Source organism: Nocardia sp. NPDC059691 (assembly GCF_042733915.1).
GTDB lineage: Bacteria > Actinomycetota > Actinomycetes > Mycobacteriales > Mycobacteriaceae > Nocardia > Nocardia sichangensis.
Genome location: NZ_JBHWFB010000003.1, coordinates 218,545 through 241,522, shown reverse-complemented (window position 1 = coordinate 241,522; position 22,978 = coordinate 218,545). Strand labels below are relative to the sequence as shown.

At 69.7% G+C, this 22,978-nt stretch carries 24 protein-coding genes; 13 read left to right on the top strand and 11 right to left on the bottom strand.

Going from position 1 to position 22,978, the window contains the following annotated elements; translation table 11 throughout:
* The first annotated feature begins 35 nt into the window (after positions 1-35).
* Both ACFV2O_RS08270 and ACFV2O_RS08265 read left to right on the top strand, forming a co-directional pair.
* Entirely contained in the window at positions 36-518 is a 483-nt protein-coding gene (locus ACFV2O_RS08270; protein ID WP_355070361.1) for a cation:proton antiporter regulatory subunit, read from the top strand.
* Between the two features lie 3 nt (positions 519-521).
* On the top strand, positions 522-1,706 hold the full coding sequence (locus ACFV2O_RS08265; RefSeq protein ID WP_379251164.1) for a cation:proton antiporter: 1,185 nt from the start codon (positions 522-524) through the stop codon (positions 1,704-1,706).
* On the opposite strand, the gene ACFV2O_RS08260 is transcribed toward ACFV2O_RS08265, so the two are convergent.
* The 3 genes from ACFV2O_RS08260 to ppgK all read right to left on the bottom strand — a co-directional run bounded on the left by ACFV2O_RS08260 (position 1,707) and on the right by ppgK (position 4,967).
* Complete coding sequence (locus ACFV2O_RS08260; protein ID WP_355070365.1) at positions 1,707-2,471, bottom strand: rhomboid-like protein; 765 nt, start codon at positions 2,469-2,471, stop codon at positions 1,707-1,709.
* A gap of 164 nt (positions 2,472-2,635) precedes the next feature.
* Positions 2,636-4,015, bottom strand: coding sequence for an RNA polymerase sigma factor (locus ACFV2O_RS08255; protein WP_379251162.1), 1,380 nt, complete (start codon positions 4,013-4,015; stop codon positions 2,636-2,638).
* Positions 4,016-4,208: 193 nt separating this feature from the next.
* Positions 4,209-4,967, bottom strand: a complete 759-nt coding sequence (ppgK, locus tag ACFV2O_RS08250; RefSeq protein WP_355070367.1) for a polyphosphate--glucose phosphotransferase — start codon at positions 4,965-4,967, stop codon at positions 4,209-4,211.
* A 156-nt stretch (positions 4,968-5,123) separates the two neighbouring features.
* Between ppgK and ACFV2O_RS08245 the strand changes: the two genes are divergently transcribed.
* Positions 5,124-6,068, top strand: coding sequence for an inositol monophosphatase family protein (locus ACFV2O_RS08245; RefSeq protein WP_379251159.1), 945 nt, complete (start codon positions 5,124-5,126; stop codon positions 6,066-6,068).
* On the opposite strand, the gene cei is transcribed toward ACFV2O_RS08245, so the two are convergent.
* Positions 6,069-6,746, bottom strand: coding sequence for an envelope integrity protein Cei (gene cei / locus ACFV2O_RS08240; RefSeq protein WP_356961577.1), 678 nt, complete (start codon positions 6,744-6,746; stop codon positions 6,069-6,071).
* A gap of 376 nt (positions 6,747-7,122) precedes the next feature.
* On the opposite strand from cei, the gene ACFV2O_RS08235 reads away from it, so the two are divergent.
* On the top strand, positions 7,123-7,425 hold the full coding sequence (locus ACFV2O_RS08235) for a DUF4193 domain-containing protein (RefSeq protein WP_014351871.1): 303 nt from the start codon (positions 7,123-7,125) through the stop codon (positions 7,423-7,425).
* A gap of 24 nt (positions 7,426-7,449) precedes the next feature.
* Here the strand turns inward: ACFV2O_RS08235 and ACFV2O_RS08230 are convergent, their stop codons facing one another.
* The gene (locus ACFV2O_RS08230; protein WP_355071029.1) at positions 7,450-7,941 is read right to left on the bottom strand and encodes a DUF3093 domain-containing protein; all 492 of its coding nucleotides are present in this window, start codon (positions 7,939-7,941) and stop codon (positions 7,450-7,452) included.
* 73 nt (positions 7,942-8,014) lie between these two features.
* On the opposite strand from ACFV2O_RS08230, the gene dut reads away from it, so the two are divergent.
* Positions 8,015-8,515, top strand: a complete 501-nt coding sequence (dut, locus tag ACFV2O_RS08225) for a dUTP diphosphatase (RefSeq protein ID WP_379251156.1) — start codon at positions 8,015-8,017, stop codon at positions 8,513-8,515.
* Between the two features lie 5 nt (positions 8,516-8,520).
* On the top strand, positions 8,521-9,390 hold the full coding sequence (locus tag ACFV2O_RS08220; RefSeq protein WP_364425988.1) for a DUF3710 domain-containing protein: 870 nt from the start codon (positions 8,521-8,523) through the stop codon (positions 9,388-9,390).
* Positions 9,391-9,400: 10 nt separating this feature from the next.
* Here ACFV2O_RS08220 and ACFV2O_RS08215 read toward each other — a convergent pair whose 3' ends face one another.
* Positions 9,401-10,096, bottom strand: a complete 696-nt coding sequence (locus ACFV2O_RS08215) for an alpha/beta hydrolase (protein WP_355070376.1) — start codon at positions 10,094-10,096, stop codon at positions 9,401-9,403.
* A 132-nt stretch (positions 10,097-10,228) separates the two neighbouring features.
* Between ACFV2O_RS08215 and ACFV2O_RS08210 the strand changes: the two genes are divergently transcribed.
* The 3 genes from ACFV2O_RS08210 (at position 10,229) to ACFV2O_RS08200 (ending at position 12,097) form a co-directional block, all read left to right on the top strand.
* A complete protein-coding gene (locus ACFV2O_RS08210; RefSeq protein WP_067808861.1) occupies positions 10,229-10,606 on the top strand; it encodes an OB-fold nucleic acid binding domain-containing protein in 378 nt (125 codons plus the stop codon).
* A gap of 3 nt (positions 10,607-10,609) precedes the next feature.
* Entirely contained in the window at positions 10,610-11,311 is a 702-nt protein-coding gene (locus ACFV2O_RS08205; RefSeq protein WP_379251153.1) for a DUF3159 domain-containing protein, read from the top strand.
* 159 nt (positions 11,312-11,470) lie between these two features.
* The gene (locus tag ACFV2O_RS08200) at positions 11,471-12,097 is read left to right on the top strand and encodes a sigma-70 family RNA polymerase sigma factor (RefSeq protein ID WP_355070380.1); all 627 of its coding nucleotides are present in this window, start codon (positions 11,471-11,473) and stop codon (positions 12,095-12,097) included.
* 52 nt (positions 12,098-12,149) lie between these two features.
* Here ACFV2O_RS08200 and ACFV2O_RS08195 read toward each other — a convergent pair whose 3' ends face one another.
* Positions 12,150-12,821, bottom strand: coding sequence for a potassium channel family protein (locus ACFV2O_RS08195; RefSeq protein ID WP_379251151.1), 672 nt, complete (start codon positions 12,819-12,821; stop codon positions 12,150-12,152).
* 2 nt (positions 12,822-12,823) lie between these two features.
* Positions 12,824-13,489 carry a TrkA family potassium uptake protein gene (locus ACFV2O_RS08190; protein WP_355070384.1) on the bottom strand — a complete coding sequence of 222 codons (666 nt, stop codon included), beginning with the start codon at positions 13,487-13,489 and terminating at the stop codon, positions 12,824-12,826.
* Between the two features lie 161 nt (positions 13,490-13,650).
* Here ACFV2O_RS08190 and ACFV2O_RS08185 point away from each other — a divergent pair, with 161 nt between their 5' ends.
* Entirely contained in the window at positions 13,651-15,639 is a 1,989-nt protein-coding gene (locus ACFV2O_RS08185) for an APC family permease (protein ID WP_364425980.1), read from the top strand.
* 19 nt (positions 15,640-15,658) lie between these two features.
* Complete coding sequence (locus ACFV2O_RS08180; protein ID WP_379251148.1) at positions 15,659-17,080, top strand: class I SAM-dependent RNA methyltransferase; 1,422 nt, start codon at positions 15,659-15,661, stop codon at positions 17,078-17,080.
* A gap of 4 nt (positions 17,081-17,084) precedes the next feature.
* Here ACFV2O_RS08180 and ACFV2O_RS08175 read toward each other — a convergent pair whose 3' ends face one another.
* Positions 17,085-17,888, bottom strand: a complete 804-nt coding sequence (locus ACFV2O_RS08175) for an enoyl-CoA hydratase (RefSeq protein WP_379251147.1) — start codon at positions 17,886-17,888, stop codon at positions 17,085-17,087.
* A gap of 120 nt (positions 17,889-18,008) precedes the next feature.
* Here ACFV2O_RS08175 and ACFV2O_RS08170 point away from each other — a divergent pair, with 120 nt between their 5' ends.
* On the top strand, positions 18,009-18,308 hold the full coding sequence (locus ACFV2O_RS08170; protein ID WP_379251145.1) for a DUF1330 domain-containing protein: 300 nt from the start codon (positions 18,009-18,011) through the stop codon (positions 18,306-18,308).
* Positions 18,309-18,323: 15 nt separating this feature from the next.
* Here ACFV2O_RS08170 and ACFV2O_RS08165 read toward each other — a convergent pair whose 3' ends face one another.
* Together ACFV2O_RS08165 and glsA are read right to left on the bottom strand one after the other, a co-directional pair.
* Complete coding sequence (locus ACFV2O_RS08165) at positions 18,324-18,998, bottom strand: SIMPL domain-containing protein (protein WP_379251143.1); 675 nt, start codon at positions 18,996-18,998, stop codon at positions 18,324-18,326.
* Positions 18,999-19,049: 51 nt separating this feature from the next.
* Positions 19,050-20,867 carry a glutaminase A gene (glsA, locus tag ACFV2O_RS08160; RefSeq protein ID WP_379251562.1) on the bottom strand — a complete coding sequence of 606 codons (1,818 nt, stop codon included), beginning with the start codon at positions 20,865-20,867 and terminating at the stop codon, positions 19,050-19,052.
* Between the two features lie 193 nt (positions 20,868-21,060).
* Between glsA and dxs the strand changes: the two genes are divergently transcribed.
* Positions 21,061-22,956, top strand: a complete 1,896-nt coding sequence (gene dxs / locus ACFV2O_RS08155; protein ID WP_355070394.1) for a 1-deoxy-D-xylulose-5-phosphate synthase — start codon at positions 21,061-21,063, stop codon at positions 22,954-22,956.
* Positions 22,957-22,978: the final 22 nt, after the last annotated feature.

Sequence of the window (22,978 nt, the reverse complement as noted above, 5' to 3'; positions counted from 1 at the left end):
TTCGCGGACGCGGTGATCCGGCTAATCTGGAGGGCGTGAACGTCGACGTCACCGCACTACCCGGGATCGGTGTCCGGAAGGACTTCGAAGTGCGATCCGGTCGCCGAATCGGCGTGGTCGCCCACCGCGATGGTGATATCGACCTGATCGTCTCCAAACTCGATGATCCCGACGCCTGTGCCGCGCAGATCCCGCTGACCACCGATGAGGCCGCGGTCCTGGCCAACTTGCTCGGTGCGCCGCAGCTGGTCGCCAAGCTCAACGACGACCACCGCGACCTGCCCGGGATCACCACGCGCCAGCTCCCGATCGGGGACGATTCCCCCTACGACGGACGCACCCTCGGTGAGACCGAGATGCGTACCCGCACGAAGGCCTCCATCGTGGCGGTCATGCGGGCCGGGCAGTTGCATCCCTCGCCCGGACCCGATTTCACCTTCACCGCGAGCGACCTGCTCGTGGTCGTCGGCACTCCGGAGGGCTTGGATGCCGCCGCGAAGATATTGACGCACGGCTGAGCCGTGACGGACACCGCGCTCGCCCTGATCGAGCTCGGAGCGGTTCTCTTCGTTCTCGGCATGCTGGGGCGTGTCGCAGGCCGTGTCGGTATGTCGCCCATTCCGCTGTACCTGCTCGGCGGTGTCGCCTTCGGCCAAGGTGGTCTCATCGAACTCCGGGCCGCTCACGACTTCGGCCATATCGCGGGCGAGATCGGGGTGGTGCTGCTGCTCTTGCTGCTCGGCTTGGAGTACACGGCGGCGGAGCTGGTGACCGGCCTGCGTCGTTCCTGGGCGGCCGGTGTGGTGGACATCGTGGTCAACGCGTCACCGGGGGCGGTGGTCGCGCTGATGCTGGGCTGGGGTGTCGACGGCGCGATCACGATGGCAGGCGTCACCTACATCTCCTCCTCGGGCATCGTGGCGAAGGTCCTCGACGACCTCGGACGCCTGGGTAACCGGGAGACGCCGGTGGTCCTGTCCATCCTGGTATTCGAGGACCTGGCGATGGCGGTCTACCTGCCGATCCTCACCACGGTGCTGGCGGGGCTCAGCTGGCTCAGCGGGCTGCGCGCCCTGGCGGTGGCACTGATCACCATCACGCTGGTGCTCGTGGTGGCGCTGCGTTACGGGCGGTACGTCTCGGCGGTCGTGGACAGCGCCGACCGTGAGGTCTTCCTGCTCACGCTGCTCGGCGCGGCGTTGCTGGTCGCGGGCGTCTCCTCGGCGCTGAGCGTGTCGGCGGCGGTCGGAGCGTTCCTGCTCGGCATCGCGATCTCCGGCTCGACCGCGCACGCGGCGGCGAAGATGCTCGAACCGCTGCGCGACCTGTTCGCGGCCATCTTCTTCGTGGCCTTCGGGTTGAACACCGACCTGCGAGCGATCCCGCCGGTGCTGGGCTGGGCGATCGCGCTGGCGGCGGTCACGGTCGTTACCAAGGTGGCGACCGGGTGGTGGGCCGCCGCGCGCGAGGGCATCCGGCGGATGGGCCGGGCCAGAGCGGGCGCGGCGCTCGTCGCGCGGGGCGAATTCTCCATCGTCATCGCGGGATTGGCCGTGAGCGCGGGCGCGATGGACGGTCAGCTCACGGCGCTCGCCTCGACCTACGTCCTGCTGATGGCGGTGCTGGGCCCGATCGCGGCGCGAGTGGTCGAGCCGATGGTCGGTTTGCTGCCCAACCGCGGCCGCCGCGAGCCCCAGGTCTACTGATCAGTCCTGCGCCGTGCGGGCTCTGCGACCCGCGGTCCGCTCCAACCGATGCCAGAACAGGCTCGCGATCGCCCCGACCGCCAGCCCGATCACGGCGGCGCAGAGATGGCCGTAGTCGGTGAATGTCGGTTCGATCCACAGCGCCACGCCGAGCGTCAGAAGCAGCGCACCGGCCCACACCAGCCGCACCCTGCCGCGGAACCGGAATGCCAGCGCCGCCAGCACGGCCGAAAAGCCGTAGCTGGTACCGACATCCGCGGCGACGGCCACCCGCAGCGGGATGAGGCCACGGTCGATGGCGTGTGAGATGCCGGTGACGGTCAGCAGCGTCGCCCCGATGTGCCCGGTCGCGAACAGCAGGATCCAGCGCGCGGTGCCCAGCCAGCGCTCGGCATATGCCATGACGATCAGGAAACCGGCGATGGTTGTCCAGGGGAAGCCGCCGTCGGTCCAGAACGCCGAGGCGACCAGCACCTGAACCGGGTTGTGCCGCATGTTGTAGAGGTTGGTCGACGCCGAGAAGATCAATCTGCGCTCCACCGAGTCACCGACCCCGCGCAGCGTCCACCAGGTGACGAACAGCGTGAACGCGTAGGCGGTGCTGGCGGGGGCGGCTCCCAGGTGCGCGCGGATCGCGGGCAGGAGCCGCCGCGGCAGCCCGGGACGGCGCAGCCAGGCTTGCACGTCGCGCCACTCGGCGCGCAGGTCGACGGTCTGCGTCCACGGTGACCGCAGCCAGCTCGAAGTCGAGGTCGAGGCAACCACCCCGCAAGTCTGCCGGGCGGAAGCCGAGCGCGGCGAAGTGCCCCCGTCGTGGCGCCGTTTCATCCGTCGCGTCTGCGGCCTGGCGCGGAAAGCGCGACGCCCGCATTCACCGGCCGCTGGAGGAATCGAGCGGACGACGAATGCGGGCGTCGAGGCGATGCGACCTAGTCGAGGTAGTCGCGCAGGACCTGCGAGCGGCTGGGGTGGCGCAGCTTGCTCATGGTCTTGGACTCGATCTGGCGGATGCGTTCGCGGGTGACCCCGTAGACCTGGCCGATCTCGTCGAGGGTCCGCGGCTGGCCGTCGGTGAGGCCGAAGCGCAGCCGGACCACGCCCGCCTCCCGCTCCGACAGCGTCTCCAGCACCGACTGCAGCTGATCCTGCAGCAGCGTGAAGCTCACCGCGTCCACCGCGACCACGGCCTCGGAGTCCTCGATGAAATCGCCGAGCTGGCTGTCGCCCTCGTCGCCGATGGTCTGGTCCAGCGAGATGGGCTCACGCGCGTACTGCTGGATCTCCAGCACCTTCTCCGGCGTGATGTCCATTTCCTTGGCCAGCTCCTCCGGCGTCGGCTCGCGGCCGAGATCCTGGAGCAGCTCGCGCTGGATGCGGCCGAGCTTGTTGATGACCTCCACCATGTGCACCGGGATGCGGATGGTGCGGGCCTGGTCGGCCATGGCGCGGGTGATGGCCTGCCGGATCCACCAGGTGGCGTACGTGGAGAACTTGTAGCCCTTGGTGTAGTCGAACTTCTCCACCGCGCGGATCAGACCGAGGTTGCCCTCCTGGATCAGGTCCAGGAACGCCATGCCGCGGCCGGTGTAGCGCTTGGCCAGCGAGACGACCAGGCGCAGGTTGGCCTCGAGCAGGTGGTTCTTGGCCCGGTTGCCGTCGCGGACGATCCAGTTGAAGTCGCGGCGCATGGCGACCGGCAGCTTCTCGCCCTGCTCGGCGAATTCGCGCACCTTCTCCGCGGCGTAGAGGCCCGCCTCGATCCGCTTGGCGAGTTCGACCTCCTCCTCGGCGTTGAGCAGCGCGACCTTACCGATCTGCTTGAGGTAGGCGCGGACCGAGTCGGCCGAGGCGGTGAGCTCGGCGTCCTTGCGGGCCTGGCGCAGCGCCTCGGACTCCTCTTCGTCCCAGACGAAATCGCCGGAGGCCTTGTCGGCCGCCGTCGGCTCGTCGGCTTCCTCGCTCTCGGCTTCCTCGGTTTCGGTGTCCTCGGCGACGTCGACCAGTTCGTCGCCGTCGGCGAGGTCCTCCTCGGAGACTTCCAGATCGCCGAGATCGTCGAGATCGAGCGACTCGTCCTCGATGGCCTCGTCGGCGCCCGGCTCGCCGTCGGGGCCCGCCTTCTTGGTGGTGGCCTTCTTCGCGGGAGCCTTGGCCGCCTTCGCGGCCTTCTTGGCAGGCGCCTTCTTGGCGGCGGCCTTCTTCGCCGGAGCCTTCTTCGCGGCAGCCTTACGGACCGGCCGTGCTGCGGTTACATCTGCGGAGTCGGCATCGGCCGATTCGGCGGTCTGACGGGTATTCGTGGCTACCACGTACGCCCTTTCGTGACGGTCTCGTGCGGCGTCACGCCAGAGTGGGTTTCCGGCGGAGCGATCTGTCGGGTTGCACCGGCGGAGGGCCGGTCGGGGTTTCTCCGGCTCAGCCGGGCACGTTCCATTGTAACGATCTAACCAGGGTACCTACGGCACGATGCCGGGAACGGCATCCTCGCGGTTCCCGCGCGCCTCACGGTGCGACGCCCCCCGCGATCGCCATGGCGGCGCCGACGATGCCCGCGGTGTTGCGCAGGCGGGCCGGGATGACCGGAGTCCGGTTGGTGAGCAGGGGAATCCACTGCTCGGCCTCTCTGCTGATGCCCCCGCCCGCGACGAAGACGACCGGGAAGAACAGGTTCTCCAGCCCCGTCAGCACCAGGCTGACCTGCGCTGCCCACTGCTCGTAGCTCAGGCCGTCGCGTTCCTTGATCGAGGCCGCCGCCCGGTGCTCGCTCTCCATGCCCTGGATCTCCAGATGTCCCAGTTCGGTGTTGGGCACCAGCGTGCCGTGGTAGAGCAACGCCGAGCCGATGCCGGTGCCGAAGGTCAGCAGCATGACCAAGCCCGCGAAATTGCGCGCCGCGCCGAAGTGGTCCTCGGCCATGCCCGCGGCGTCCGCGTCGTTGAGCACGGTGACCGGACGGCCGCCGAGCGCGGCGGAGAACAGCGCCCGCGCGTCGGTGCCGATCCAGGACTTGTCGATGTTCGCCGCGGTGCGCGCCACGCCGCCGATCACCACCGAGGGCAGGGTGAGGCCGACCGGCCCGGTCCACTTGGCCTTGTCGACCAGTTCGGCGACCGCCTCCGCCACGGCGAACGGTGTCGCCGGGTGCGGCGTCGCGATCTTGATCCGCTCGTGGACCAACTCGCCGGTGGCCAGATCGACCGTGGCGCCTTTGACGCCGCTGCCGCCGATGTCGATGCCGAATGCGTGCCCCCGAGCGGACATGACTAACCCCTCGTTTCCCTGTGCTGGCCGGTGTGATGACAGCGCTGCACGGGACCCGGGACGCCCATGGCGGGCGTGCGAATGGGATGCCCGACGACGGCGCTGTGTCGTGCACGACAAGAGTAATGGGACCACGAGGCTGGGCGTTCGGCGAGGATGTGTGATGCGATGGTGGGCGTGCCGGAAACCTCATCGTCAGTGTCCGACTACACCCCCGACTCGTTCGTCTCGATCGTCGCGCGTGGCGACGAAGCCGACCTGCGCCGTGTCGCGGTCGACCTCGCCGAGACGGCCGCCGCCCATGTCCGTGCCCGTCGTCCCGAGGTGTTCGGGCCCGCGGGCGTGCACGCCGAAGGCGCCGTGCGGTCCAAGAGCCACGAGACCGATCCGGTCACCATCGTGGACACCGAGACCGAAGAGCTGATCCGAAGACTGCTCGCCGAACAACGCCCCGGCGACCCGATCGTCGGCGAGGAGGGCGGCGGCAGCATCGATGACGCGAGCGCGGACACCGTCCACTGGGTGGTTGATCCGATCGACGGCACCGTCAACTTCCTCTACGGCATTCCCGGCTACGCCGTGTCGGTGGCCGCGCTGCGCGGCGGCCGTCCGGTCGCGGGCGCCGTGGTGGACGTCGCGCGGGCAGCCACCTACAGCGCCGGGCTCGGACTCGGCGCGCTGCGTGTCGATGCCGACGGCGCGGTGGAGCACTTGAGTTGCACGCCCGTCGAGTCGGTGGCGATGTCGCTGGTCTCCACCGGATTCGCCTACGGCAGGCACCGCAGGAGCAGGCAGGCGGAATTGATCGCGCAGGTGCTGCCGCACGTGCGCGACATCCGCCGTTTCGGTGCGGCGGCACTGGATCTGTGTCATGTCGCCGCAGGCCGCGTGGACGCCTACTTCGAGCACGGCTTGAACGCCTGGGACTGGGGCGCGGGCGCGCTGATCGCCGCCGAGGCGGGTGCGCGCCTGACGCTGCCGCCCGCGACGGCGCCGGGCACAGACGGCGACCTGGTGGTGGCCGCCGCGCCCGGCATCGCCGACGAGCTGGGGGAGCTGCTGGCCCGGGTCGGCGCTACCGAGCCGATTCCGGACCGCTGATCAGCAGCGGGCCTGCCGTGCGGCGTCGAGCAGCTTGATGTCGATGGAGGTGGAGTTGCCCGGCGCCGGGTTCTTGAGCGAACGCAGCACTTCCTCGGCGTCGTTGCTGGGGCGGATGTCCCGGAACAGCGAGCCGAGCACGAGATCGACGGTGTCGTCGCCGCGCTGATCCTCGATCAGCTCGGCGCACGGCGCGACCAGCTGTACGGCGGCCGCGGCCGGACGGCCGTTGACGCCGAAGCGGACCTGCCCGGTGCATTCCAGGTCGCCGTTGACGTATACCGAATCGTTGCCGTATTGCGTTCCGGGAGCGCTCGCGAATCCGAGGTCGCCGAGCTGGGCGGCGACGTGCGCGGCCTGGCCGCGCTGGTTGTTCGCGTTCAGCACGCGCACCTTGCTCGCCGCCAGCGGTGCTGGTTCCACGTCCTGCAGCCGGCCTGCGCCGACCCGCTGGCCGAGCGGAGTCGGTTGCGGCGCACCGGGATCCGAGGCCGGACTCGGTGAGTTGCACGCCATCGCGGTGTGGTCGGTGTCGTGCGTCGTAAGGGCTTTGACCCAGACGATCCCGCAGATCAGGGCGAGAACGCCGAGCATGATGAGCCAGGGCTGGGGGCGGCGGCGCACGTACGGTTGCCCTTGCGAATCCGTCGCGGTGCCTTCGGTGATCAGTGAAACCACCAGCACACTCTACGAAAATGTGGAGCGGTCGCGTCGCAAGGTCTCGGTGCGTTCCACGGACGGTGTCGATTGCCCCTCATTTTCGACTCGGCTGTGTTTTGATTGCGACTTTTGCTCCGGGGTCCGCTATTGTCTGGCGGCCCAGATCGAATCACCGGTGCGGAAATCAGTGGTCGGTCGCGGGAACAAGAAGGGCATGTCCTGCGTTTACCCAGCGCTATCAGGAGTGGATCGGCATGATCCGCCCTGATAGGCGACCGGTGTACGTGTGACGTGCACCACCGGCGGGGCGGTACCGGTCGCGGCGATTCCGGCAGGAATCGGGTGTGAGCGGACCGGTCCGGGATATACGGAGTTAGGACGAGGGGAAGACGACATGGCAACCGACTATGACGCACCGAGGCGCACCGAATCCGACGATGTGTCGGAGGATTCGCTGGAGGAGCTGAAGGCTCGTCGTAACGAGGCACAGTCCGCCGTCGTGGATATCGACGAATCCGATACCGCGGAGTCGTTCGAGCTTCCCGGCGCCGACCTGTCCGAGGAAGTGCTGACGGTTCGGGTGATCCCGAAGCAGGCCGACGAGTTCACCTGTTCCAGCTGTTTCCTGGTCCATCACCGGAGCAGGCTGGCCAGTGACAAGGGCGGTCAGATGATCTGCATGGATTGCGCCGCCTGATCTCGACGAGATCGAACAACAGTGTCAGCCCGCGCTCGGTAGACCGAGCGCGGCGAGGACCCGTTCGGGCCGCCGCGTACTGACCAGCCAGTACGGCGTCGGATCGTCCGGGTCGTCGAGCACGAGCAAGACCATCGGCCCGATCCAGGGGCGATGCTGGACATAGGCGGCGGGGTCGAGCTGGCGACCCAGCGCCGCGCTTTTCGCGGTGGGGGCGACGGCGGCCGCGCGAGCAACGAAATTCACCGGCAGATGCGCGCGATCGGCGCGCAACTCCGGTGTGCCGTTCGCGTCCGGCGCCACTTCGACGCGGTGGCGGCTCAGCCACAGCAGCACCCAGACCGGCACGGGGAACAGCAGCACATAGGGCAGCCAGGCACGCAGTCCCGGCGCGCCCATATGGATCTCCGCCGCGAGCAGTCCGGTGACGGCGAACGCCACCGGCCACCACCACAGCGGCACCCACAGGCGCTCCCGGTATCGGTGCGCAGGCTGCGCTTTCTCGTCCGCGGTCATGGGGTTGGGCTGGTCCGACACGAGTCAACACTAAGTCACGAGGGCAAACAGCCTACGCGTAGGCTCGTCCAACGTGAGCGCACTTTCACCCATACCCTTGCTGCGGCTCGACCCCGGCATCCCTCTGCCCACGCGCGCCCATGCGGGTGACGCGGGCGTGGATCTGTGCACCACGCAAGACGTCATCCTGGAGCCGGGGGAGCGGGTGCTGGTCGGCACCGGCGTCGCCGTCGCGCTACCGGTCGGCACCGTCGGCCTGATCCATCCGCGCTCGGGTCTGGCGGCCAAGGCCGGGCTGTCGGTGGTGAACACCCCCGGCACGGTCGACGCGGGGTACCGGGGCGAGATCAAGGTGTGCCTGATCAACCACGATCCGCGCACGCCGATCGAGTTGCGGCGCGGTGATCGGATCGCGCAACTGCTGGTACAGCGGGTGGAGCTGGTGGATTTCGTGGAGGTCGACTCGCTCGACGAGACCACGAGGGGAGCGGGTGGCTATGGCTCCAGCGGCGGTCACTCGAGTTTGACCGCACAGACGAACGGGGTGGGCCGGGCTACCGGCGAGGAGGCATGACGGGAATGTTCGGAAAGAGAAAGAACTCGAGCCGGGCCGCGGACGACCGGTACGACGAGGCGGGCGACTACGCCGACTACGAGTCCGCCTACGAGGGCGAGTACGACGACGATTTCTACGACGACGCCCCCACCGACGAGCGCTCGTACGAGGGCGTGGATCTGGACGTCGACCGGCCCAACGGACGGCCCGGCCCCTACGACTACGACGAGGTCGCCGAGCTGCTGGATTCGGTGTCCGAGCAGCGGCTGGATCTCGGGTCGGTGTTGTTGCCGGTCCCGCCGGGCGGTCAGCTGCAGGTCGAGATGACCCCGGAAGGCCAGCCGCAGGCGGTGCACCTGGCCACGGAGCACGGCCGGATCACCGTCGCGGCCTACGCCGCGCCCAAGACCTCCGGCCAGTGGCGGCTGGTCGCCGCGGATCTCGCCGACTCGCTGCGCAAGGACGGCGCCAGGGTGTCGGTCGAGAACGGGCCGTGGGGCCGAGAACTGCTGGCCCTGACCGAAGGCGCGGACCTGCGTTTCATCGGCGTGGACGGCTATCGCTGGATGGTGCGGCTGGTCGCGGCGGGCCCCTCGGGCGCGGCGAACGACGGCAGCCCTCTGGTCAAGGCGGCGCGGGCGATCCTGAGCGAGACCGTGGTGCGGCGCGGCGAGGACCCGCTGCCGGTGCGGGACCCGCTTCCGGTGGTGCTGCCGCAGGAGTTGGCCGAGCAACTCGCCGCAGCCCATCAGCAGCAGGTGGAGGCTCAGCAGCAGGCGATGGCCGCGCAGGTGGCGGCGCAGACCGGTGCGCAACCGGTGGTGCCGCGCATGCCGCAGGGCCCGCGCCGGGGCGCGGACGGGTCGGCCATGCAGCAACTCGGCCTGAACTGAGCGGAAGATCTCACGCGAAGGCGCCGATACCCGTGTGTCCCAGGATCGCGGGGTCGGCGCCGAGTTCGTCCAGCGTGATCCGGTACAGGTGCGCGCGGGGGGCCAGCGCCGCCCATTCCTCGGCGACCGCGCGCGGGTGCACCGGGTCGTCGACCGCGGTGACCACCGCGAGCGGCAGCTCGAATGCCGACAGCAGCTCGGCATCGGGCCACTTGTAGTCCGCGGCCTCCTCGAGCGCCCGCGGCAGTTCCGGCCACTGGGCCCGCCAGGACTGGGTCAGCGCGTCAGCCAGCCACCGCGGGCTGCTCGCCCGCATCCGGTCGATCACCGTGTCCAGACCGTCCACGCGCAGCTGCGCCGCGGTGGCCGCCGCGCTCAGCGTGGCGGGGCAGGCCGCGGTGTCGGGCCCGGTCCAGGCGGGCAGTGCCGCCACGACCCCCACGACGCGTCGGGGGTGCTCGGCGGCCCACTCCAGTGCGATCGCCGCGCCCAGGGAAATGCCCGCCACCAGCACCGGGCCCGAATCCGCCGCCGCATCCAGCGCTGCGCGGCAGCTCGCAACCACCCGGCGCGGGTCGGGTTCCACCGCGACGAAATCCAGGCCGCGTGCGGCGCTCGCGGGACCGAAGGCGCGCCTGGCGAAATCGGCGTCGGACCCGGTGCCGGGCAGTGCCACGACACGAGCGGGGTGTGGGGAGTCGAACATCGGTCCGAGCGTAGCGGGGGTGCCCCGGTCCATCTACAGTGGCGTTGTACGGCCGCCGCAGGCCGTGCGGATCGGATCCCTCACGATGGTGTGCGACCCATGCCATCTGCTCTATGCAGGAGAGCGTGCACAATGTCATCCGCAGCCTCAGGGTATTTTCGACGTCTGGGCCGCAGGCTGACCGAAGACATCGATCAGCTGGATGCCGAAGAGCTGGCCGAGACGTCCGAAGCATCGGGCGCATGCCGCGCGTCGGAGTGTCGGCGCGGTGACGAGGCGACCATGCTCGGTAGGCTCCGTAGCGTCGAAGCGTGTCCCAAGTCGGCGGGCGCCAGCGTCCAGGCCGAGTTCTTCGACGGCACCGACGCGATTACGCTGGTCTGGATCGGACGCAGGCGCATTCCCGGCATCGAGCCGGGCAGGCGCATCCTCGTCCGTGGCCGGGTCGGCGACCGCGACGGCCGCAAAGTGATCTTCAACCCCTACTACGAATTGCGCGGGAACAGCTGACGTATGCCTTCGAGCAACGACAACGCAGGATCGGACGACCGCACCGGGCTCCCCTCGCCCGACCGTGACGAGGAACGTGCCGAGCAGACCCTCCTCGAACAACTGGGCGGCTTCAGCGGCCTGATCTACTCGACGCTTCCCGTTGTCGTGTTCGTTCCCGTGAACAGTGTCGCCGGGCTGGCCGCCGCGATCTGGTCGGCCCTGGGGGTGGCGGCCGCCATCCTCCTGTGGCGCCTGGTACGGCGCGATCCCATCCAGCCCGCCATCTCGGGCTTCTTCGGCGTCGGCATCTGCGCCTTCATCGCCTACCGGATGGGCGAGGCCAAAGGGTTCTTCCTCTTCGGCATCTACACCAGCCTCGTCTACGCCGCGGTGTTCCTCGCGTCCATCCTGATCCGCAGGCCGCTGGTCGGCGTGATCTGGGGCGTGCTGAACGGCCACGGCTCCGACTGGCGGTCCGACCCGCGCTCGGTGCGCCTCTACGACTTGGCCACCACCACCTGGATCCTCGTGTTCGGGGCGCGCTACCTGGTGCAGTCGCAGCTCTACGACACCGACCGCACCGGCTGGCTCGCCTTCGCCCGCATCGCGATGGGCTGGCCGCTGACCGCGGTGGCGCTGGCCGTCACGATCTGGGCTGTGCGCCGGGCCGGTCACCTGCCCGCCAAGTCGGTGCGCGCGACCGAACCGGGCCTGAGCCGTTAACCTTCCGCCGCCATCCGGCGAAAACCACAGGGGTGGGGAGATCGCCACCGCCGAGGTGGGTGCTTCCCCACCCTGGGGTGCCTGGTTGGTCCTCCGAGTTCATCAGACGATCTATGCGTACCGAAAAACACGCACTGATCGGCAAGAAAGGACTCGGACGTGGCTACCGAGCACAACACCGCGGCGCTGCCCGTCAACCACAACCCCGCGCTCTCGGAGAGCCGGCGGATCTCGGCCGAGCTGGACAAGCTGATCGGTCCGGCGGCCGGAGGCGATCGCCGGGCGGTCTCGGAGATCATCCGGATCGTTCATCCGCTGGTGCGGCGTTACTGCGGCGCGCGCCTGGGCAACACGGCCCATCTGCAGGTCACCGCCGACGACGTGGTCCAGGAGATCCTGCTGGCCACCGTCAACGCCATCCCGCGCTACCGCGACCAGGGCAAGTCGTTCCTGGCCTTCGTCTACGGCATCGCGGCCAACAAGGTCGCCGACGCGTTCCGCCGCTCGCAGCAGCACCCCGCCTACCCGGTGGCCGACGTCCCGGACTCCGCGTCCTCGGCCGCCGGTCCCGAGGAGTGGGCGCTGGCCTCCGAACGCCGCGCCGCCACAAGGGAACTCATGAAAGTGCTGGCCCCGGCGCACCGTGAGGTGCTGGTGATGCGCATCGTGCTCGGCTGGTCGGCCGCGGAGACCGCCGAGGCCATCGGCACCAGCCCGGGTGTGGTGCGGGTGATGCAGCACCGCGCACTGAACAAGCTGCGCGCGGAGCTGAAGCTGGCCGCGTAGGGTTTCCGGCAGCGCTTCGCCGAGAACGCGCGTCCGGCCGTGTCACGGGGAGTTACGGTCTGATGCCGTGGTTGGCGAGTTCCAGCCGGAGGTCCTCCTCGGCCTCCACCGAAGTCACGAACAGCAGCTCGTCGTCGCCTTCCAGCGCGTCGTCCGGCTGCGGCACGATCACGCGCCCGCCGCGCAGGATGGTCACCAGTGCGGCGTCGCGCGGCAGGGTGAGCGTGCGCACCGGTTTACCGGCCAGCGCGGTGTCCGCGGGCAGCGTCATCTCCACCAGATTCGCCTGGCCCTGGCGCAGCGTCATCAGTCGCACCAGATCTCCGACGGAGACCGCCTCCTCGACCAGGGAGGCCAGCAGCCGGGGTGTGGACACCGCGACGTCGACACCCCAGGAACCGTCGAAGAGCCATTCGTTGCGCGGATCGTTGACCCGCGCCACCACCCGGCGCACCCCGAACTCGGTCTTGGCCAGCAGGCTGTGCACCAGGTTCGCCTTGTCGTCGCCGGTGGCCGCGATCACCACCTCGTAGGTCTCCAGACCGGCCTGCTCCAGCAGGGCCAGTTCGCACGCGTCGGCGTGCACCCAGACCGCGTCGGGGATCGCGGCCGCATCGATGTGCTCGAGCTCACGCTCGAGCAGCATGACCCGATGCCCGCCGCGCAGGAGTTCCCTGGCGATCGATCGGCCCACGGCGCCTGCTCCGGCGATGGCCACTTTCATGTTCAGTCCTCGCTCGCGGGGGGCTTCCCGGCCAGGGCGACGGTTTCGCCCACGGCGCCGGATGCGGCGGCCACATAGACGATGTCGTCGGCCTGGATGATGGTCTTGCTGTCGGGGAGCACTGCCTGGCCGAACCGGATGATGAACGCGACCCGTGCCGCGACGGTCTGCTCCAGATCGCGCACGGTGCGGCCGTACCACTCTTCGTGCAGCGTCAACTGGGTCACAGCGACAGTTCCGGTGGGGTCGCGCCAGGTGGTGGTGCCGGTGTCGCCGACGAGCGCGCGCAGGAAGCGGTCGGTGGTCCACGGGACCGTGGCGATGGTCGGGATGCCGAGCCGCTCGTAGACCGCGGCGCGCTTGGCGTCGTAGATGCGGGCGACAACCCGCTCCACCCCGAACATCTCCCGCGCCACCCGGGCGGAGATGATGTTGGAGTTGTCGCCGGAGGAGACCGCCGCGAACGCGTCCGCCCGTTCGATCCCCGCCTTTATCAGCACATCTCGATCGAAACCGACACCGGTCACCTGCTCGCCGGGAAAGTCGGATCCCAGGCGTAGAAAGGCACTGGAGTCCCGGTCGATCACGGTGACTTCGTGACCTACGCGGACCAGGGCATGGGCCAGCGACGAGCCCACGCGCCCGCACCCCATGATCACTACGTACACCGTGCAACCTCGTTCCTGGAACCGTGGTGTTCGGTCTGCTTCGCTGTTCGGTCGAACGCTACCCGCCGAATGATTCCACCGGCCACGTTCCCCCTCCAGCCGGCGAGCAAACCTGCGAGCCACGCGCGCGATCCACCGTGCGGGGGCCTATGCTCGCTCCAGTGTCCAAGTTGACGACGGCAGCGAAGCGAGTGCTGCTGGGCAGGCCTTTCCGTAGTGACTCGCTCGGCCACACGCTGCTGCCGAAGCGAATCGCGCTCCCGGTGTTCGCTTCCGATGCCATGTCATCGGTCGCCTACGCCCCCGAGGAGATCTTCCTCGTTCTTTCGGCCGCCGGGGTCACGGCCTACCTGTACGCCCCATGGGTCGGATTGGCCGTCGCCTTCGTCATGGCTGTCGTGGTGGCCAGCTACCGGCAGAACGTGCACGCCTACCCGTCCGGCGGCGGCGACTACGAGGTGGCCACCACCAATCTGGGGCCGAACGCGGGCCTGACCGTCGGCAGCGCGCTGCTGGTCGACTACGTGCTCACCGTCGCGGTGTCGATCTCCTCGGCCGCGTCCAACATCGGCTCGGCCATCCCGTTCGTCGCGACACACAAAGTGCTGTTCGCCGTCGTCGCCATCGCTGTGTTGACCGCGATGAATCTGCGCGGTGTGCGGGAGTCCGGCACGGCGTTCGCGATTCCGACCTACGCGTTCATCATCGGCATGTTCCTCATGCTGAGCTGGGGCCTGTTCCGGATCTTCGTGCTCGGCGAGGAGTTGCGGGCCGAATCGGCCGGTTTCGGATTGATCGCCGAGCACGAGCACCTCTACGGGCTGGCGTTCGCCTTCCTCATCGCGCGCTCGTTCTCTTCCGGGTGTGCCGCGCTGACCGGTGTGGAGGCGATCAGCAACGGTGTGCCCGCGTTCCGCAAACCCAAGTCGCGCAATGCCGCCACCACTTTGCTGATGCTGGGCACGATCGCGATCGTGTTGCTGATGGGCATCATCATCCTCGCCCAGAAGATCGGGGTGGTGTACGCGCACAACGTCGAAGACCTGACCGGCGCACCGTCGGACTACCACCAGAAGACGCTGATCGCGCAGCTCGCCGAGACCGTGTTCGAGGGTTTCCCGCTCGGCTTCTTCTTCATCACGACGGTGACCGCGCTGATCCTGGTGCTGGCCGCCAACACCGCGTTCAACGGGTTCCCCGTGCTCGGCTCGATCCTGGCGCAGGACCGCTACCTGCCGCGCCAGCTGCACACCAGGGGCGATCGGCTGGCGTTCAGCAACGGCATCCTGTTCCTCTCCGGCGCGGCCATCGCGTTCGTGGTGCTGTTCGGCGCCGAGGTGACCAAGCTGATCCAGCTGTACATCGTCGGCGTGTTCGTCTCGTTCGTGCTCAGCCAGACCGGCATGCTGCGGCACTGGACCCGCTTGCTGCGCACCGAGACCGACCCGGCGCAGCGCGCGCGGATGAAGCGCTCGCGGGTGATCAACGCGGTCGGTCTCAGCGCGACCGGAGCGGTGCTGGTCATCGTGCTGATCACCAAGTTCTTCGCGGGCGCCTACATCGCCATCTTCACCATGGTGGCGATCTTCGTCGTGATGAAGATGATTCGCAGGCATTACGATTCGGTCGCGCGCGAGCTGGACGAGCACGAGTGGGACGGTGTGCTGCCCAGCCGCTCGCACTCCATCGTGCTGGTTTCCCGGCTGCATCTGCCGACCCGCCGCGCCCTCGCCTACGCCCGCGCCAGCCGCCCGGACACGCTGGAGGCGGTGACGGTGAACGTCGACGAGGCCGACACCAGGGCGCTGGTGCGGGAGTGGGAGAACAGCGACATCACGGTGCCGCTCAAGGTGATCGAATCGCCCTATCGCGAGATCACCAAGCCGGTGCTGGACTATGTGAAGCGCGTGCGCAAGGACGCCCCGCGTGACGTGGTGACCGTGTTCATCCCGGAGTACGTGGTGGGCCATTGGTGGGAACAGGTGCTGCACAACCAGAGCGCGCTGCGGTTGAAGGGCAGGCTGCTGTTCGTGCCGGGCGTGATGGTGACCAGCGTGCCGTGGCAGTTGAGTTCGTCCGCGCGGGCGCGGACCCCGGGGGTGGTGAACGCGCCGGGCGCGGTGCGGCGCGGGTACGAGGATCGGATGTGACGTCCATGGAGCATTCGGGATGAGCGATCGGCCGACCGCCACGTTCGAGGTGCGGCTCGGGCCGCCGGGTCACGGCGGCTTCTGTGTCGCACGGCACGAGGGACGTGTGGTGTTCGTCCGGCACGGCCTGCCCGGCGAGCTGGTGCGGGTCCGGGTCACCGAGGATCGCGGTGGCTCGTTCTGCCGTGCCGACGCGGTCGAGGTGCTCGAGGCGTCCCCGGATCGGGTGCGGGCCAGCTGTCCGGTGTCCGGCCCCGGTGGCGCGGGCTGCTGCGATTTCTCCTTCGCCACGCCGGTGGCCCAGCGCGCGCTGAAGGCCACGGTGGTGACCGAACAGTTGCGGCGGCTGGCCGGGATCGAGCGGGAAGTGGTGGTGGAGCCGATCGGGCCCGGGGACGCGATCGGCGGGTGGCGCACCCGCGTGCGCCTCGCGGTCGACGACCACGGACGTGCGGGCGTGCACCGCTATCGCAGCACCGACGTGATCACGGATCTGCGGTGCCCGCAACCGGTCGCGGGGGCTTTGGACGGGATCGCGGACCGGCGGTGGACGCCCGGCGCCGATCTGGTGATCGCGGTGGACGGCGATGGGATACGGCACGTCGTCGAGCTGGCGCCCGCTGCCGAGTCCGAACCGGTCGGCCACGAGCCCGGTCGGCGCGGTCCCGGCGGGAGTGGGCGGCGATCGGAGCCGGGGAGCCGGGATCGGCGTGCGGGCGGCGGAGGTGGTCGCCGCGATCGGCCGCACGGCCGGGATCGGCGCGGCGCACAGTGGCCCGCCGCGGAGTCCGCTCGCAGCGACGACCGGCGCGCGGCATCCGCACGACGCGCCGCGGCGCACGCGGCACGCGACGAGTGGGTGTTCGAGGGCAGCGGGCGCGCGGTCGAGTACGTGGCCGGGCGCCGGTGGGAGGTCGCGGCGACGGGCTTCTGGCAAGCGCATCACGGTGCGGCGCAACGGTATTCGGACCTGATCGCGGAATGGTCGGAACTCGGTCCCGGCGGCAGGGCGTGGGATCTCTACAGCGGCGCCGGGGTGTTCGCCGCGCGGCTCGCCGAGCGGGCCGGGCGGACCGGCGTGGTGCTCGCGGTGGAATCCGCGCGGCCCGCCGTCGCGGACGGCGCCGCCGCGTTGCGCGACCTGCCCTGGGTGGAACTGCGGGCCCAGCGGGTGGAGCGCTGGGTGCTCGAGCACGTCGGTGCGGCCGCCCCGGACGTCGTCGTGCTCGATCCGCCGCGCGCGGGGGCGGGCAAAGAGGTGGTCGGCGCGGTCACCGCCAGCGGGCCGACACGGATCATCCACGTAGGCTGCGATCCCGCTGCGTTCGCCCGCGATCTCGGCCTGTATCAGGCGGCGGGCTACCGGCTCGCCGATCTGCGCGCCTTCGACGCCTTCCCCGCGACGCACCACGTGGAAAGCCTCGCGCTGCTGGAGCGTTGAGCGGTCAGTCCTCGTAGACCGGGGGCCTGCGGTCCCTACGGGCGCGGATCGCTTCGTCGAAATTGCCGGTGGTGAGGCGGACGTACAACTGGGCCGTGCCCTCGTGCTGCATGTGCGATTCGAATCCGCCCGCCTCCATGCCGCTCCACAACATGCGCTTGGTGAGCTCGGTGCCCACCCGGCTGAAGCCGATGATGCGCTCGGCGAGGTCATAGCAGGTGTCCAGCAGTTTCGCCGCCGGAACCGTGCGGGATACCAGGCCGATTCGCTCGGCTTCGGTCGCGTCGACGTCGCGGCCGGACAACATGATCTCGAACGCCCTCGACGCGCCGACCGCGCGGGGCAGCAGATAGCTGAGGCCCAGTTCGGCGGAGGAGAGGCCGTTGTTGATGCCCGCGGCGCGGAAGTACGCGTCCTCGGCGGCGATCCGGATGTCGGCGCCGACGGCCAGGCACAGCCCGCCGCCGATGGCCGCGCCGTTGACCGCCGCGATCACCGGCTGGTGCATCCGCCGCAGCGTGATCAGCACGTCGTTGAGCAGATCCATCGATCGGCGCGCGACACTGGTGACGGTCAGCCCGTCGACGTTCGGCACCTTTCCCGCGCCGGTCAGGTCGGCTCCCGAGCAGAAACCGTGTCCCGCCCCGGTCAGCACGACGACCCGCACGTCGTTGTCGGCGCGCACACCCTCCAGCGTCTCGCGCAGCGGGATCATCACGTCGAACGCCATCGCGTTCATCCGTTCGGGCCGATTGAGCGTCACCAGGGCGATATGGGGCCGTGGTTTGTCGATGAGCACGAACGACATGCGACCTCCCGAGCGGTGACAACCTCAATATAGGCACGCCGGACGCGGCGCAGCGGTGAATCGCGCTCGGCACCGCCGGATCCGGGTCGGGTCGCCGGACCGCCAATTAGAGTCACCGCCATGACCGTGTACGCAATCGCGCAACTGAAGTTCACCGACCGCGCCGCCTACGATCGCTACCAGGCGCGCTTCCTAGACGTCTTCGTCCGCTACTCCGGGACGCTGCTGGCCGCGGACGAGTCCCCGCAGACCATCGAGGGCGTCACCGATCGCGAGAAGGTGGTGCTGATCTCCTTCCCGGACGAGCCGTCCTTCCGCGCCTGGGCCGAATCGCCGGAGTACGAGGAGATCTCGAAGGATCGGCACGCCGGAGCGGACACGGTCACCCTGCTGGTGCGGGGTCTCGGTCACGGGTCGTGAACCGGCAAGCCGCCGTCAGTCCAGCTGCCAAGTGACGCGGACGTCCGCGGAGATCTCGCTCTCGCCCACCTCGACCGGGATGGCGACGGCACGGTAGGCCTCCATCGGAGCGGACATCGCCTGTGCGCGCGGAACCGGAGGCGCGGCGGCGGTGTCCTCGGTGATCTGCACGACGTCGCCGAGCGAGCGCCGCGCCCGCCGGGCGTACTGCTCGCCCTTGGCGAGGGCGTTGTCCCACGCGGCGTCGCGGGCACGGATGAGCAGGGCATCCTGGTCGGCGAAGGTGAGGGCCAGACCGCCGAGGCGGACGTCGTCACCGCCCGCCTCGACGCAGTTGGCGATGATCGTGCCCGGGCCGGGATCGGCCTGCTCGCCGATATCGCGCAACGCGACCGTCAGCGATGTGCTCGCGAGGTATCCCGTGATGCGGTTGCCCTGTCCCTCGGTCCACACCGTCTCGGTCTGTACCGACAGTCCGCTGGTGGCGATGTCCGCGCCGTCGACCCCGTCGGAGCGCAGCGATCGCGCGACCGCGGCCACGCGCTCACCGGCCCGGCTGTAGGCGAGCGCGACCTTGCTCGCGCGCGATTCGACGGAAATCGTCACCCGCATCAGATCGGGGACGGCGCGGGCGGTGCCGTGTCCGTAGGTGGTGACGGTGCCTGCCTTCGAATCGGTGTTCGTGCCCACTGAGCCTCCTCGTCGATCGCTGTCGATCCGTACCGCACCATCGTGCCCGCTTCAGTAGTCGCCGCCGCGGGCCGCGATCGCCCGCACCGCCGCGTCGATCTGCGCGAAGGCTTCGGCGGCCAGCTGTTCGAGCAGCGCGAGCTTCAGCCCGGGCGCTTGCGGGGTGAGCCGATCGAACCGTTCGGGGGTCAGCACCGCGACGCACGTCTCGGTCTCCGCCAGTACCTCGTTCCCGAACGGCGTTCCGACCAGCATCGGAATCTCCCCGAACGACATCCCGGCCGACAGGCTGAGCAGCCGGTGCGTGCGTCCGTCGGTGCCTTCGACCGTCAGGCGCACGCGGCCGTCGAGGATCAGATAGAGACCCGAGCGCGCGCTGCCGCGTTCGGCGATCACCGCCCCGCGCGCGAAGGTGCGCACCCGGAACTGCTCCGCCAGGCGGGATCGCTCGTTCGCGGCGAGGCCGGCCAACGCCGGGTGACTCTCGATGCCGAACGACGCGCGGGCGGCCTCGCCGGCGGGGCGATGGTTCGCGAGCACGATGTTCTCGCACCACTCGGTCGCGGTGTCGCGATCGATGAACACCGGCCCCCTCGGATCGTCCGGATCGATGCCGGAATCCGGGGACCGCAGTCGCGCGTCGGGATCGACCAGCGCCACTCGGACACCCGCCGACAACTGCTCGAGTCGCAGGTCGTCGATCATCCGCACCGCGATGGCGCTCACCTCGCCGACCCTGCGCACGTCGATGGCCAGCGCTTCCAGCTCGCCCGCCTGCTCCTCGATGGTGCGCACCGTGCGCTCCGCGCCCGCGAACAGCAGGTCGCCGTGCAGCTCGTAGACACACGCGCGATGCCCGTGCGTGGCGAGCACCGCGATCTCCTCGGTCGGGCGGCGTAGCCGCGACGGCACCTCGGCCACCGAGTACGCCGCGCGGATCGCGGCCCGCGCCGCTCGGGTCACGTGCAGGAAGTGCAGCTCGAGTCGCCACGACAGCTCACGGCAGGCGGCCACGCCGCGCACGCTGTTGCCGTGCCCGTCCAGCCGCGGCGAGTACACCGCGATCCCGACCTGGCCGGGCAGCACCGCCACGATCCCGCCCCCGACGCCACTCTTGGCGGGCAGACCGACAGTGGTCACCCAGTCGCCCGCCGCGTTGTACATGCCGCAGGTGGTCATGACACTGAGCACCTGCTCCGTCAGCGCCGCCGAGGCCGCCTGCTCTCCGGTGACCGGATTGCGCCCGTTGTTCGCCAGCGATGCGGCCATCAGGGCCATATCCTCGCAGGTCACGGTAACCGCGCACTGGCGGAAATAGCGATCGACCGCCTCGTCCGGGTCGGCGTCGAGGATGCCGAACGAGCGCAGCATGTAGCCGATGGCGCGATTGCGGTATCCGGTGCGCGCCTCGGAGGCGTAGACCGCCTCGTTCACGGTGAGCTCGCGCCCGGCGAAGCTCGAGTAGCAGCGCCGGATCCGCTCGAAGCGGTCGGCGGGGTCGCGGCCGTCGATCAGCGAGGCGGCGGTGATCGCGCCCGCGTTGATCATCGGGTTGCGCGGCCGCGCGGTCACCGGATCCAGGCTGATCTCGTTGAACGGCTCACCGGAGGGCTCGACGTCGATGCGCTCGGCGACCGCGGCCTGCCCCCGGTCGGCCAGCGCGAGGGCGTAGGTGAACGGCTTGGAGATGGACTGGATGGTGAATTCGGTCCGGACATCGCCCGCGCCGTAGATCCGGCCGTCGGCGGTGGCCAGGCAGATGGCGAACGAATCCGGTTGCACCGCGGCGAGTTCCGGGATGTAGTCCGCCAGCGTTCCGGAGCGGTCGTCCCGGCAACGCCGGTGGACGTCGTCGACGATCCGTGCCACCACGCCGGGTTCGATCGTCCGGGAGACCACTTGCTCGGGCCGGGCCACCCTGTCACTCTAGGCCGGGTACCGTATGTCGAGGCTCACATTTCGACGCCATGTCGGTTGGTGTGACCGTTCTCGTGCGGGAGCACCGGCCGCCGCTCCGTAGACTGATCGGATCAGATGCGCTATCCGGAGGGAGCTAGTTCAGGTGGGAGTGCTTTCCCGGGTCGACACGCCCGATGATCTGCGCCGGCTGACCGTGCCGCAGGTGCGCGAGCTGGCGGAGGAGGTCCGCGAGTTCCTGGTGCGCAAAGTCGCCGCGACCGGCGGGCACCTCGGCCCGAACCTCGGTGTGGTCGAACTCACCATCGCCCTGCACCGGATCTTCGACTCGCCTGCCGACCCGTTGATCTTCGACACCGGCCACCAAGCCTATGTGCACAAGATCCTGACCGGGCGCAAAGACCAGTTCGACTCGCTGCGCAAACAGGGCGGCCTGTCCGGCTACCCGAGCCGGGCCGAGAGCGCGCACGACTGGGTGGAGTCCTCACACGCCTCGGCGGCGTTGTCCTACGCGGACGGCCTGGCGAAGGCGTTCGCGCTGAGCGGGCAGGACCGGCACGTGGTCGCGATCGTCGGCGACGGCGCGCTCACCGGCGGCATGTGCTGGGAGGCGCTGAACAACATCGCCGCATCCGACCGTCCGGTGGTCGTCGTGGTGAACGACAACGGCCGCTCCTACGCGCCCACCATCGGCGGTCTGGCCGAGCGGCTGACCGCGCTGCGCACCCAGCCCGCCTACGAGCACGCCCTGGACGCGGGCAAGCGCATCCTCAAGAGCATCCCCAGGGTGGGCGAATCGGCGTACTCGATGGTGCACGCGGTGAAGGCGGGCATCAAGGACGCGGTCAGCCCCCAGGAACTGTTCAGCGACCTCGGCCTGAAGTACGTCGGGCCGGTGGACGGCCACGACGTCGTCGCGCTCGAGGCCGCGCTGCGCCGGGCCAAGGACTTCGGCGGCCCCGTCGTGGTGCACGCGGTGACGCAGAAGGGCCGCGGCTACGCGCCCGCCGAGAACCATGTCGCCGACCAGATGCATGCCTGCGATCCCATCGACCCGCTCACCGGCGTCCCGGTCGGGGGTCCGAAGGCGCGCGGATGGACCTCGGTGTTCTCCGAGGAGTTGATCGCGCACGCCGAGCGCCGCGCCGACATCGTCGCCATCACCGCGGCGATGCCGGGCCCGACCGGACTGGCGGCGTTCGGGGAGCGCTTCCCGGACCGGATGTTCGACGTCGGCATCGCCGAACAGCACGCCATGGCCTCCGCCGCGGGCCTCGCGCTCGGCGGCATGCACCCGGTGGTGGCGATCTACTCGACCTTCCTCAATCGCGCCTTCGACCAGCTGCTGATGGACGTGGCGCTGCTGAAGCAGCCGGTCACCGTGGTACTGGACCGCGCGGGCATCACCGGCTCCGACGGCGCCAGCCACAACGGCATGTGGGATCTGTCGGTCCTCGGGATCATCCCCGGCATCCGGGTCGCCGCGCCGCGCGACGCCGCGACGCTGCGGGAGGAACTGGCCGAGGCGCTGGCCGTCAACGACGGACCGACCGCGCTGCGTTTCCCGAAAGGCAGTGTCGCCGAGGACATCTCCGCGGTGGAACGGCTGGACGGCATCGACGTGCTGCGGATGGCCGAGCCGGACGGCGGATCGGTGCAAGCGGTGCACGGCGACGTGCTGCTCGTCGCGGTGGGCTCGTTCGCGGGCACGGCGCTGGAGGCGGCGAATCTGCTGGATTCCGAAGGCGTCTCGGTCACCGTCATCGACCCGCGCTGGGTGTTGCCGGTCTCCGACGCGCTGCTGAAACTCGCGGAGAACTACCGGCTCGTGGTCACGCTGGAAGACGGTGGCCTGCACGGCGGCATCGGTTCCACGGTGTCGGCCCGGCTGCGCAACTCCGGGCTGGACATCCCGACCCGCGATCTCGGTGTGCCGCAACAGTTCCTGGACCATGCCTCGCGCGGTGAGGTCCACGCCGAACTCGGCCTCACCGGCCCGGACATCGCCCGCCGGATCAGCGGGTGGCTGGCCGCTCGCTGACGCCGCGGCCACGGGCGAGCCG